This is a genomic window from Mycobacterium sp. Aquia_216 (genome assembly GCF_026723865.1).
Lineage (GTDB): Bacteria > Actinomycetota > Actinomycetes > Mycobacteriales > Mycobacteriaceae > Mycobacterium.
The window spans coordinates 691196-703096 of record NZ_CP113529.1; the positions used below are offsets into that span (position 1 = coordinate 691196).

An 11901-nucleotide genomic window follows, 5' to 3' on the forward strand; every position below is an offset into this window, starting at 1 on the left:
TGAGCCTTCGGGTACCCGTCTTCGCACGCGATATGTGAGGAAGGAAGCGATGACTCAATTCACTATTCCGGGGTTGACCGACAAGCAGGCGTTGCGGCTGACCGAGTTGCTGCAGAAGCAGTTGAGCACTTACAACGATCTTCATCTGACGCTCAAGCACATTCACTGGAATGTGGTGGGGCCCAGCTTTATTGGTGTACACGAGATGATCGACCCTCAGGTAGAGGTGGTGCGCGCGTTCGCCGACGACGTCGCCGAACGTATTGCGGCGCTTGGCGCTTCGCCCGAGGGCACACCCGGTGCGATCATCAGGGACCGGTCCTGGGATGACTATTCGGTCGGCCGCGACACCGTGCCGGCACACCTAGCCGCGCTGGACTTGGTCTACAACGGCGTGATCGAAGATCTCCGCGCGGCCATCGACGAGACGGACGAACTCGACCCCGTGACGCAGGACCTGTTGATCGGCCAGGCCGGGCCGCTGGAGAAGTTCCAATGGTTCGTGCGCGCGCATCTCGAGAGCACAGGCGGCAAGTTGAGCCACGGCGGCAAGACGACGGAAAAGAGCGCCGCGAACACCGCGCGCGGCAAGTCCAAGTAACTATTCGGGGGCGGTTTCGCGCGCGCGTTCGGCCTCGGCGGTCTCCCGGTTAAGCCGCTGTGCTTCGTAGATGGTGACGTTGGTGCGCGACATCAGCAACGACGCGATCCCCACCGCGATGATGGCGCCGGGAACCACCGAGAACGAGCCGGTCATCTCCGCGACCATGATCATGACGGCCAGCGGTGCGCGCGCGACGCTGCCGAAACAGGCCATCATGCCGACCACGACGAAGATGCCCGGCCCTTCGGGTATGCCGGGCACTCCGGATAACTCGCCCAGCCGCCAAATGGCGGCGCCGACGAAGGCGCCGATCACGATTCCGGGGCCGAACAGGCCACCGGAGCCTCCGGTGCCGATCGAGAGCGAGGTCGCGACGATCTTGGCCAGCGGCAGGACGATGACGATCCACAGCGGGATTCCCATCAGCGATCCGCGATCGGCGGCCAGCTGGGCCCAGCCGTAGCCGCTGCTGAGAATCTCGGGGATCAGCAGGCCCAACAGCCCGACCAGCAGTCCGCCCACCGCCGGCTTCAGCACCGGCCCGCCCGGAAGTCGGCGGGTGAGCCGGACGGCGGCGTGAAAGATCCAGGCATACAGGTAGCCGACTGCCGCCGCGACCAGCCCGATCACCACGAACCACAACAGCGGCCAGGCCTTTTCGAAGCGGTACTCGGCGTCGATGTAGCCGAACAACGGGTTGAAGCCCAAGAACGCGCCCAGCACCGCATACGCCGTTCCCGAGGTGATGAACCCGGGCAGCAGACAGCGATAGTCGAAATCGTCGCGGTAGGTGATCGATGCGGCCAGCACCGCCCCGCCCAGGGGCGCGGCGAAGATCGCGCCGATACCCGCGCCGATGCCCAACGCCACCGCCACCCGGCCGTCCTCGTCGGACAGGCCGAGGCGCCGGGTGAGCAGCGAGCAGAAGCCCGCCGAAATCTGTGCCGTCGGGCCCTCGCGGCCACCCGAACCGCCCGATCCGATGGTCAATGCGCTGGCGACCATCTTCACCAGCACCGCGCGGAAGCGGATCGCGCGCGGATCGGTATGCACCGCCTCGATGGCTTCGTCGGTGCCATGCCCGGTGGCCTCAGGTGCGAGCTTGGCCACCAGCATCGCCGACAGCAGGGCGCCGGCCGTCGTCACCAACGGAATCGCCCACGGACGCGTGAAGCCGACCGACCCGTGGCTGCCACCGTCGCCCACCGGGGTCGGAATGCGGTAGTCCGCCAGATAGCCCAGCAGGAACTCGCCGGCGTATTTGAGGACCAGGTAAAACACAACTGCGCCCAGGCCCGAGATCACGCCGATCGTGATGCCCAGTAGAAACCATTTGCGCAGGTAGCCCGAGCGTCTGATGGATGCCCCGAAGCGTCCGCCGGCGGCGGCGGGCGGGGCGACCGCGGGCTGAGTTTCGTCGTCCGTCGGCTCGGTCACCGTACGAGTCTGACCCGGGACCCCGGTGGCTTCCACTCAGGAATAAACGGACTCTGGTCCGGTTATACGGGTAGTTCGAAATGAAGGAGATTGATATGCCCGCCATCACCGCAGATACATTGACATTGCCCCGGGTCAGCGCGGCCAATCCGCAGGACACGGAACGCCCGGTCCGGTCGATCACGACGGGCCCGCGTGGATACGAGGGTGAGGGGTTCCCCGTCGTCCGGGCATTCGCCGGCGTCGGCGCCGCCGCCCTGGACCCGTTTGTGCACATGGACCAGATGGGCGAGGTGGACTACGAGCCGGGCGAGCCCCGTGGTACGGATTGGCACCCACACCGCGGCTTCGAAACCGTCACCTACATGATCGACGGCAAGTTCGCGCATCAGGATTCCCACGGCGGTGGCGGCCTGATCACGGACGGTGCGACGCAGTGGATGACGGCCGGCTCGGGCATTTTGCACATCGAGACCCCGCCCGCCGAACTCGTCGAAAGCGGCGGTGTGTTCCACGGCATCCAGCTCTGGGTGAATCTGCCGAAGAAAGACAAGTTCACCCAGCCCAGGTACCAGGCCATCGAAGGCAACGACGCCAAGCTGCTGGCCTCCGACGACGGTGGAGCGTTGGTCCGCATCATTGCCGGAGAGATCGACGGCGACCGCGGACCCGGCGTCACCCACACGCCGATCACGCTGGCGCACGCCACGATCCAAAACGGGGCCAGGCTCAACCTTCCGTGGCGGCGCGATTTCAACGCGTTGGTGTACGTGTTGGCCGGGAGCGGTACGGTCGGTCCGGTCGGTCATCCGATCCACCAGGGTCAGTTAGCTGTGCTGGGGCCCGGCGACCGGATCACCGTGACCGCCGAGGCGACTCAACAATCGTCATCGACCTCGGCAATGGACGTGCTGTTGCTTGGTGGACAGCCCATTCGCGAGCCGGTTTTCCACTACGGGCCATTTGTGATGAACTCGCGCGCGGAATTGGTCCAAGCTCTGGAGGACTACCAAGCGGGAAAGTTTGGCAACATTCCGCCAAACGCCTTAATGCCGCATCGTGCGGGTGGCACACTTTAACGGTGCCGTCAACGGCGAGGCGCCGGCCGGGCCGCCCACCCGCCGCAAAGGCCGACGAGACGCGCAAGAGAATCTTGCGCGCCGGGCGAGTTGTGTTCAGCGAACGCGGCTACGAGGGCGCTACTTTCCAGGCCATCGCGGTGCGCGCCGATCTCACCCGGCCGGCGATCAACCACTACTTCTCCAGCAAGCGGGTGCTGTACCGGGAAGTACTGAGCCAAACCGCCGAGCTGCTATTCGGCGCCGGTATTGCACAGGCAGATCGGGAGACAACGCTGATGGCGCGGCTCACCGGCTTCATCTCGGCGGCGGTTTCGGTGAATTCCGAGCATCCCTCCGCGTCGGCGTTTCTGATCAGCTCGATTCTGGAATCCCAGCGCCACCCGGAATTGAGCCAATCTGAAAACGACGCGGTGCTGATTTGCCGGGAATTCTTGACCCGGGTCGTCAACGATGCGATCAAGCGGGGAGAGTTTGCTGCCGCGGTCGATGCCCATGCGTTGATCGAGACACTGCTGGTGGTGCTGTGCGGCGCCGGATTCTATGCCGGTTACGTCCGGAACTACCAGGAGATGCAGGCCGTCACCGACATGCTCGGGCGGCTGCTGGACGGCGCGCTGTTTCGGTCCGAGTGTTAGACCGGTAGCGCGCCGGTCGGGCGCAGTGAGATCGCGCACAAAGCGCATAGGCTAACTAACTTTTTCGGGTACCATAGCCCCGAAATGACTGATCTCGACGACTCTTCCTCGTTGCAGCCCCCGTTGCCTTCCTCGCTACGCACCGCGGGGGACTCGTGGGCCATCACCGAACTCGTCGGTGCCACCGCTTTGGGCGTCGCGGCCGCGCGCGCCGCGGAGACAGCCGGATCCAATCCGCTGATTCGTGACGAATTCGCCCGGAAATTGGTCTCTCCCGCGGGACCGGCCTGGGCCCGGTTGACCGACCCCGACGTGGCCTGGCTGGACGGCGACGAGCAGGGACAGCGCGGGCATCGGCTCGGCATCGACTACCAGGCCGTCCGCACGCACTTCTTCGACGAGTACTTCGCGGATGCTGTTGGGCCCGCCGGCGACGGGCTCCGGCAGGTGGTGATCCTGGCCGCCGGTCTGGACTCGCGCGCCTACCGGCTGGACTGGCCCGCCGAAACCGCGGTCTACGAGATCGACCAGCCCAAGGTGCTGGAATACAAGACCGGGATTCTGGAGTCGTACGGCGCGGTGCCCACCGCCAGCCGGCGCACGGTAGCGGTGGATCTGCGTGACGACTGGCCGGCGGCGCTGACGGCGGCCGGATTCGACCGCACCCAACCGACGGCCTGGCTTGCCGAGGGCTTGCTGCCGTATCTGCCGAGCGATGCCCAGGACCGGCTTTTCGAGATGTTCACCGCGCTCAGCGCACCCGGCAGTCAGGTCGCCATCGAGGTGTTCGGCATCAACTCGAGCAGCAATACCAACCGCTGGCAGCGGATGCGGGAGCGGCTCGGACTGGACGTCAACGTCCAGGCGCTGACATTCCACGAGCCTGACCGATCCGACGCCGCCGAGTGGTTGACCGACCATGGCTGGCAGGTGAAAGTCGTCAACAACCGCGAGGAGATGGCCCGGCTGGGTCGCGCGGTCCCCGAAGACCTGGCCGACGATGCCGTCCGCAGCTCCCTGCTGCGCGCGCGTTTCGCGGGAACGTCCCACTGACCCAAACGAACAAGACCTGGAGTACCTGCCGATGAGTTCACTTCGCACACATGACGACACCTGGGACATCAAGACGAGCGTCGGTAGCACCGCGGTCATGGTGGCCGCCGCGCGGGCCATCGAAACCGAGCAGCCCGACGCGCTGATCCGCGACCCCTACGCCAAGCTGCTGGTCAGCAATTCCGGGGCCGAGATCTTATGGGAGGCCATGCTCGACCCGGAGGTCGTGGCCAAGATCGAAGCCATCGACAAAGAATCCGCCGCCCGCATCCAGCACATGCGCGGTTACCAGGCGGTGCGGACTCATTTCTTCGACTCCTATTTCGCCGACGCCGTCGGCGCCGGGATACGGCAGGTGGTGATTCTGGCGTCGGGCCTGGACTCGCGGGCCTATCGGCTGGACTGGCCGGCCGGGACCACGGTCTACGAGATCGACCAGCCCCAGGTGTTGGAATACAAATCCGCCACGCTGGCCGAAAGCGGCGCCACCCCGTCCGCCGATCGTCGCGAAGTAGCCATTGACCTGCGTGAGGACTGGCCGGCCGCGCTGCGCGCCGCGGGCTTCGACCCGACTCAGCGCACCGCCTGGCTAGCCGAGGGATTGCTGATGTACCTGCCCGCCGAGGCGCAGGACAAGTTGTTCACCCAGATCGGCGAGCTGAGCCCGGCGGGCAGCCGGGTCGCGGCCGAAACCGCACCCACGCACTCCGACGAACGGCGTGAGCAGATGCGCGAACGGTTCAAGAAGGTGGCCGACGAGATCGGCATTGAGCAGAGTGTCGACGTCGGCGAGCTGATGTACCGCGACGAGAATCGGGCGGACGTCGCGGAGTGGCTGAACCACAACGGCTGGCGCGCCACGGCGCAGAACTCGGTCGATGAGATGGACCGCCTGGGCCGCAGGATCGACAGCGTCGAACTGGACGACGACAAGGATGCCTTCTCGGACTTCGTGATCGCGGAGCGCTGGTAAATGCCACGCACCGCGGACGACTCCTGGGATATCGCCACCAGCGTCGGGGCGACCGCGGTGATGGTGGCGCTGGCCCGCGCCGCCGAGACCGCCTGCGCCGACCCGCTGATCCGCGATCAGTTCGCCGAGCCGTTGGTCTCCACGCCCGAACTCGAGGGCGTTCGTGAGCAGGTGGCCGTCTGGTGGGCGGGCGACCCGGATGACGACTCCGAGGATGGAGCCCCGGACGCCGAGCACATGATCGCTTACCAGGCGGTACGCACGCATTTCTTCGACGCATATTTCGCCGACGCCGCCGCCGCGGGTATCCGACAGATCGTCATCCTGGCGGCGGGCCTGGATTCGCGGGCATACCGCCTCGACTGGCCGGCCGGCGTCACGGTCTACGAGATCGATCTGCCCAAGGTGCTCGAGTACAAGGCGCAGACCCTGGCGCGCCACGGCGCGACGCCCGTCGCCGACCGGCGGCCCGTTCCCGTCGACCTGCGCCATGACTGGCCACAGGCACTGCGCGACACCGGTTTTGACGCGGACAAGCCGACCGCCTGGCTGGCCGAAGGGCTACTGCCGTTTCTGCCGGCGGCCGCGCAGGAAGCGCTGTTCACCTCGATCGACGCACTGAGCGGATCGGGTAGCCGGGTGGCCGTCGAGAATTTCGGCGTCGACGCAGACAGGCGTCGCGAGGCCGAAGAGCGGTGGGCCGAGCTGAAAGCCAAGCGCGACGCGCGTGGCCAAGACACCTCCTTCAACCCGTTCGACCTCTGGTTCGAAGACGAGGGCCGGCCCGACGCCGGTGACTGGTTCAGCGAGCAGGGGTGGACCGTCCGCACAGTGGATGCGCGCGAGGAGGCCACCCGCCTGGGTCGCGAGCCGCACTCCGAAGATCGGCCGTTCACCAACACTTTCGTGACGGCAACCAAACGCTGAGCAGGTCCCGCGGGATCTTCCTTTACTGCCCAACCGACCGGATGGTTAGGATCGCGGTATCGCCCGTTTGTGTCCGCGAGCACAGTCGTGGGCCGCCCCGGGAAGGTGCGAGAGGGGAAGACAAAGATGACTACCGAATCGGTTGCACCCAAGACATCCGAGTTCACCAACGGGACTTCCGCGGCGTCGGAGGCGGCTCGACCCGCCGACATCCCCGGGACGGTGGCCCGGCTGCGCAAGACTTTCGCCGGCGGTCGCACCCGCGACGTGGAGTGGCGCAAGCGCCAGCTGCTGCAACTGGCGCGTTTGGTGGAAGAGAACGACGCCGCGATCAACGCCGCGCTGGCCGAGGACCTGGACCGCCACCCTTTCGAGGCGTTCATCGGCGACACCGCCGGCACCATCGGCGAGGCGAAGTACGCGGCCAAGAGGGTGCGCAAGTGGGCGCGACGCAAGTACACGCTGCTCGAGGCGGCGCAGCTTCCCGGGCGGGGCTGGATCCAGTACGAGCCCTACGGCACCGTGCTGGTCATCGGAGCCTGGAATTACCCGTTCTACCTGACCTTGGGTCCGGCGGTCGGCGCGATCGCCGCGGGTAACGCCGTGGTGCTCAAGCCCTCGGAAGTCGCCGCCGCTTCGTCGCACCTGATGGCCGAGTTGGTGCCGCGCTATCTCGACAATGATGCGATCGCGGTGATCGAAGGTGACGGCACGGTCAGCCAGGAGCTGATCGCGCAAGGCCTGGACCGGGTGGTGTTCACCGGTGGCACCGAGATCGGCCGCAAGGTCTATGAAGGCGCGGCGCCGCACCTGACCCCGTGCACGCTCGAACTCGGGGGCAAGAGCCCGGTGATCGTCGCGGCCGACGCCGACGTGGACGTCGCCGCCAAGCGGATCGCCTGGATCAAACTGCTCAACGGCGGACAGACGTGTGTCGCACCGGACTACGTGCTGGCGGACGCGAAGATCCGCGACGAACTCGTGAGCAAAATCGGCGCGGCCATTACCAAGTACCGTTCCGAGGGGCCGAACGGAATGCGCATGGCCAACCAGCGGCAGTTCGACCGGCTCAGCGGTTACCTCAAGGGCGCGGGCGGCAAGGTCACCGTCGGTGGGGGCAGTGACCCGTCGACCCTGCGCATCGAGCCGACGGTCGTCGTCGATCCCGACCCGGACGGCCCGCTGATGGCAAACGAGATCTTCGGTCCGCTGCTGCCGGTGATCACCGTCCAATCCCTCGACGACGCAATACGTTTCGTCAACTCGCGGCCCAAGCCGCTGGCTGCGTACCTGTTCACCAAGTCGCGCGAGGTGCGTGAAAAGGTGATCAGTGAAGTTCCGGCCGGCGGCATGGTGGTCAACCATCTCGCCTTCCAGGTGTCCACGGCCAAGCTGCCGTTCGGCGGGGTCGGTGCCTCGGGAATGGGTGCCTACCACGGCAAGTGGGGCTTCGAGGAGTTCAGCCACCGCAAGTCGGTGCTGACCAAACCGACCCGTCCCGACCTCTCGAGCTTTACCTACCCGCCGTACACGGACCGGGCCCTGAAGATCGCCCGCAAGCTGTTTTGACACACTTGCTCGGGGGTCGTCCACGACCGTTGATCAATTGCAGAGAGGAACCAGATGCCCGGAGTGCAGGATCGCGTCATCGTCGTCACCGGAGCCGGCGGAGGACTCGGGCGTGAATACGCGCTCACCCTCGCCAAGGAGGGCGCGAGCGTCATCGTCAATGACCTCGGTGGAGCCCGTGACGGCACCGGCGCCGGCCACAACATGGCCGACGAGGTGGTCAAGGAGATCAAGGACGCCGGTGGCCGGGCGGCCGCCAGCTACGACAGCGTCGCCGAGCCCGAGGGCGCCGAAAACATCATCAAGACCGCGCTCGACGAGTTCGGCGCCATCCACGGCGTGGTGAGCAATGCCGGGATCCTGCGCGACGGCACCTTCCACAAGATGACGTTCGAGAACTGGGACTCCGTGCTCAAGGTGCACCTGTACGGCGGATACAACGTGATCCGCGCGGCGTGGCCGCATTTCCGGGAGCAGAGTTACGGTCGGGTGGTGGTCGCCACCTCGACCAGCGGCCTGTTCGGCAACTTCGGCCAGACCAACTACGGCGCCGCGAAGCTCGGCCTGGTCGGCCTGATCAACAGCCTGGCGTTGGAGGGGGCCAAGTACAACATCCACGCCAACGCCGTCGCTCCAATCGCGGCCACCCGGATGACCGAGGACATCCTGCCCAAGGAAGTGCTCGAGAAGCTCACTCCCGAGTACGTCGCGCCGGTGGTGGCCTACCTGACCACCGAGGAAAACCCCAACAACGCTTCGGTTTTCGTGGTCGGTGGCGGCAAGGTGCAGCGTGTGGCGCTGTTCCAGAACGACGGCATCACCTTCGACAAGCCGCCGACGGTCGACGATGTCGCCGGGCACTGGGACGAGATCACCGACTTGTCCGCGGCCAAGCAGGCCAACTTCAAACTGGGCTAAGCCCAGCGGGTTAGGCGAGCAGCTCGTTGCGCAGGCGGTTCACATCCGCCTGCGTGACGCCTGCATCGCGCAGGTAAGCGTCCAGCGAGCCGTACCTCTCGTCGATCGCCTGGCGCGAGGCGTCCAGGTACTCCGGGCGCACGCCGAGGACGCCGTCGGCCAGCCGCGCCTTGGTGAACGTGACGACCTCCTGGGTCAGTTCGACGTCGGAGCGCTGCTGGATCATTTCGTAGATGTGGTCCCGCAGTTGAGGTACCGCGTCGTTGCTGCGCAAGTAGTCGGCGACGATGGTGTCGCGGTCGATACCGATTGCTTCCAGTACCGTAGCCACCACGAAACCGGTGCGGTCCTTTCCCGCGAAGCAGTGCGTCAGCACCGGGCGCCCGGCAGCGAGCAACGAAAAGACCTGCCGCACAGCGCGTTGCGCCCCGTTGCGGGACGGGAACTGTTGGTACTCGTCGGTCATATGGCGGATGGCGGCCTCGTTGACCGCCTCGTCGGATTGGTCGGGATCGCCCTCGAACAGCCGCCGAAACGCGATTTCGTGCGGCGCATCGTGGTCACTTGTCTCCTCGTCACCGAGATCGGGAAACGGCAGCAGATGGACGTCGATGCCGTCAGGAACCAATCCCGGCCCGCGCCGGGCGACCTCGCGTGCGGCACGCAGGTCGGCGACGTCGGTGATACCCAACTGGCGCAGTGTCTCTCGGCCCTCGTCGTCCAGCCGGCTCAGCTCGCCGGACCGGAACAGCCGTCCGGGCCGAAGCGCGGGCGCGCCGTCGGCGACGTCACGAAAGTTCCACGCGCCCGAAAGTTCTCGTAGCGCCTCAGTCATGCGGGGTCACCGCTGCGGCGAAAGTGGACTGCTCCCGGCCGATTTCGGAACGCGCGATCGTCCGCATGTGCACCTCGTCGGGCCCGTCGAAGATCCGCATGGCGCGATGCCAGCCGTAGAGCCGGGCCAGCACCGTGTCGTCGCTGATGCCGGCGGCCCCATGCACCTGGATCGCACGGTCGATGACGTCGCAGGCCACTTGCGGTGCCACCGCTTTGATCTGCGACACCAGCAGATGAGCGGCCCTGTTGCCGTGCTGGTCGATCGTCCACGCCGCCTTCTCGCAGAGCAGCCTGGCTTGGTCGATCTCGTTGCGGGACTTGGCAATTGCTTGCTGCACCAGACCCTGATCAGCCAGCGGACGGCCGAAAGCAATCCGGTTGTTCGCGCGGTGCACCATCAGGGCCAGGGCACGTTCGGCCCCGCCGAGCGCGCGCATGCAATGGTGGATGCGACCCGGCCCCAGCCGGGCCTGGGCGATCGCGAAGCCACCGCCCTCTTCGCCGAGCAGGTTGGTGGCCGGAACGCGGACGTTGTCGTAGATGATTTCGCAGTGCCCGTGCTGGTCCTGGTAGCCGAACACCGGTGTCGAGCGCACCACCGTCACGCCCGGGGTGTCCATCGGCACCAGGACCATCGACTGCTGCTGATGGCTGGCCGCGTCGGGGTTGGTGCGGCCCATCACGATCAGGATCTTGCAGCGCGGGTCTGAGGCGCCCGAGGTCCACCACTTGCGGCCGTTGATCACGTAGTCGCCGCCGTCGCGCACGATGGCCGTTTGGATGTTGCGGGCGTCGCTGCTGGCGACCGCCGGCTCGGTCATCGAGAAGGCGCTGCGGATCTCGCCGGCCAGCAGCGGCTCCAGCCACTGCTTGCGCTGCTCCGCGGTGGCGAACAGATGCAGGGTTTCCATGTTCCCGGTGTCCGGCGCCGCACAGTTGACGGCTTCGGGTGCCAGCTCCAGGCTCCAGCCGGTCAGCTCGGCCAGCGGCGCGTATTCCAGGTTGGTCAACCCCGACTCGGCCGGCAGGAACAGGTTCCACAGGCCGCGCTCTTTGGCCTTAATTTTGAGTTCCTCGATAACCGGCGGAACGGTGTGGTCGTCGGGGCCGGCCTCGTGGCGGTAGCTGTCGTAGGCGGCCTCGGCCGGAAAGACATACTCAGTCATGAAGTCGGACAACCGCTTGTGGTAATCGGCGGCCTTAGCCGACATCGCGAAGTCCATGTCCGCCACGATAGGACACCTGGGTAAAGGCGGCGCTGGCGGGACAAACGCTTCGCTTCCGGGTCACCGGCGCGACACCGAAACCGCGCAGACGACACGCCGTGGCGGGTATGCCAGGTTGCAGTCTCGGCGAAATGCCCGCGCTCGGGGTGGAGCACGATGGAGACATGACCGACGCCGCAGAATCCCGTCCTCCGTTTCCCCCGTTCACTTACGAAACAGCTTTACAGAAGGTCCAGGCCGCCGAGGACGCCTGGAACACCTGCAATCCCGAACAAGTCAGCCTGGCCTACACACCCGACTCGCAATGGCGAAACCGCGGCGAGCACATCGTGGGCCGGGCCGCGATCGTGGCGTTCCTGACCCGCAAGTGGCAGCGCGAACTCGACTACTCACTGCGCAAAGGTCTGTGGGACTTCCACGACAACCGGATCGCCGTGCGGTTCCAGTACGAATGCCACGATCAGTCCGGGCAGTGGTACCGCAGCTACGGCAACGAACTGTGGGAGTTCGCGGAGTCGGGGCTGATGGCGCGTCGCGAGGCCAGCATCAACGACGTGCCGATCGACGAATCGCAGCGGCGGCACTTCGGACCACGCCCGGTGTCAGAGCACGGCCAAGACTTCCCGCTCTGGTAGCGGCG

12 protein-coding genes are annotated in these 11901 nt (G+C 66.2%); 9 read left to right on the forward strand and 3 right to left on the reverse strand.

The features are described 5' to 3' along the window. Nucleotides 1-49: 49 nt before the first annotated feature. Nucleotides 50-601: a Dps family protein gene (locus OK015_RS03275; RefSeq protein WP_268129223.1), complete on the forward strand. Its 552-nt coding sequence runs from the start codon at nucleotides 50-52 to the stop codon at nucleotides 599-601. On the opposite strand, the gene OK015_RS03280 is transcribed toward OK015_RS03275, so the two are convergent. Beyond that, entirely contained in the window at nucleotides 602-2041 is a 1440-nt protein-coding gene (locus OK015_RS03280; RefSeq protein WP_268129225.1) for a chloride channel protein, read from the reverse strand. A 95-nt stretch (nucleotides 2042-2136) separates the two neighbouring features. Here OK015_RS03280 and OK015_RS03285 point away from each other — a divergent pair, with 95 nt between their 5' ends. From OK015_RS03285 to OK015_RS03315, 7 genes are all read left to right on the forward strand, one after another. After that, nucleotides 2137-3120 (forward strand): pirin family protein, encoded by a 984-nt coding sequence (locus tag OK015_RS03285; RefSeq protein ID WP_268129227.1) that lies wholly within the window; start codon nucleotides 2137-2139, stop codon nucleotides 3118-3120. Between the two features lie 2 nt (nucleotides 3121-3122). Continuing rightward, nucleotides 3123-3758, forward strand: coding sequence for a TetR/AcrR family transcriptional regulator (locus OK015_RS03290; protein WP_268129228.1), 636 nt, complete (start codon nucleotides 3123-3125; stop codon nucleotides 3756-3758). Nucleotides 3759-3842: 84 nt separating this feature from the next. Continuing rightward, on the forward strand, nucleotides 3843-4811 hold the full coding sequence (locus OK015_RS03295) for a class I SAM-dependent methyltransferase (RefSeq protein WP_268129230.1): 969 nt from the start codon (nucleotides 3843-3845) through the stop codon (nucleotides 4809-4811). 31 nt (nucleotides 4812-4842) lie between these two features. Then, complete coding sequence (locus OK015_RS03300) at nucleotides 4843-5784, forward strand: class I SAM-dependent methyltransferase (RefSeq protein ID WP_268129232.1); 942 nt, start codon at nucleotides 4843-4845, stop codon at nucleotides 5782-5784. After that, a complete protein-coding gene (locus tag OK015_RS03305; protein ID WP_268129234.1) occupies nucleotides 5785-6711 on the forward strand; it encodes a class I SAM-dependent methyltransferase in 927 nt (308 codons plus the stop codon). Nucleotides 6712-6837: 126 nt separating this feature from the next. After that, nucleotides 6838-8280: an aldehyde dehydrogenase family protein gene (locus tag OK015_RS03310; RefSeq protein WP_268129235.1), complete on the forward strand. Its 1443-nt coding sequence runs from the start codon at nucleotides 6838-6840 to the stop codon at nucleotides 8278-8280. 54 nt (nucleotides 8281-8334) lie between these two features. Continuing rightward, entirely contained in the window at nucleotides 8335-9198 is an 864-nt protein-coding gene (locus OK015_RS03315; RefSeq protein WP_268129236.1) for an SDR family oxidoreductase, read from the forward strand. Nucleotides 9199-9208: 10 nt separating this feature from the next. On the opposite strand, the gene OK015_RS03320 is transcribed toward OK015_RS03315, so the two are convergent. Continuing rightward, the gene (locus tag OK015_RS03320; RefSeq protein ID WP_268129237.1) at nucleotides 9209-10033 is read right to left on the reverse strand and encodes a tyrosine-protein phosphatase; all 825 of its coding nucleotides are present in this window, start codon (nucleotides 10031-10033) and stop codon (nucleotides 9209-9211) included. Continuing rightward, a complete protein-coding gene (locus OK015_RS03325) occupies nucleotides 10026-11246 on the reverse strand; it encodes an acyl-CoA dehydrogenase family protein (protein ID WP_268132403.1) in 1221 nt (406 codons plus the stop codon). The genes OK015_RS03320 and OK015_RS03325 overlap by 8 nt, the downstream gene beginning before the upstream one ends. Before the next feature lie 179 nt (nucleotides 11247-11425). Between OK015_RS03325 and OK015_RS03330 the strand changes: the two genes are divergently transcribed. Beyond that, nucleotides 11426-11896: a nuclear transport factor 2 family protein gene (locus tag OK015_RS03330; RefSeq protein ID WP_268129239.1), complete on the forward strand. Its 471-nt coding sequence runs from the start codon at nucleotides 11426-11428 to the stop codon at nucleotides 11894-11896. Nucleotides 11897-11901: the final 5 nt, after the last annotated feature.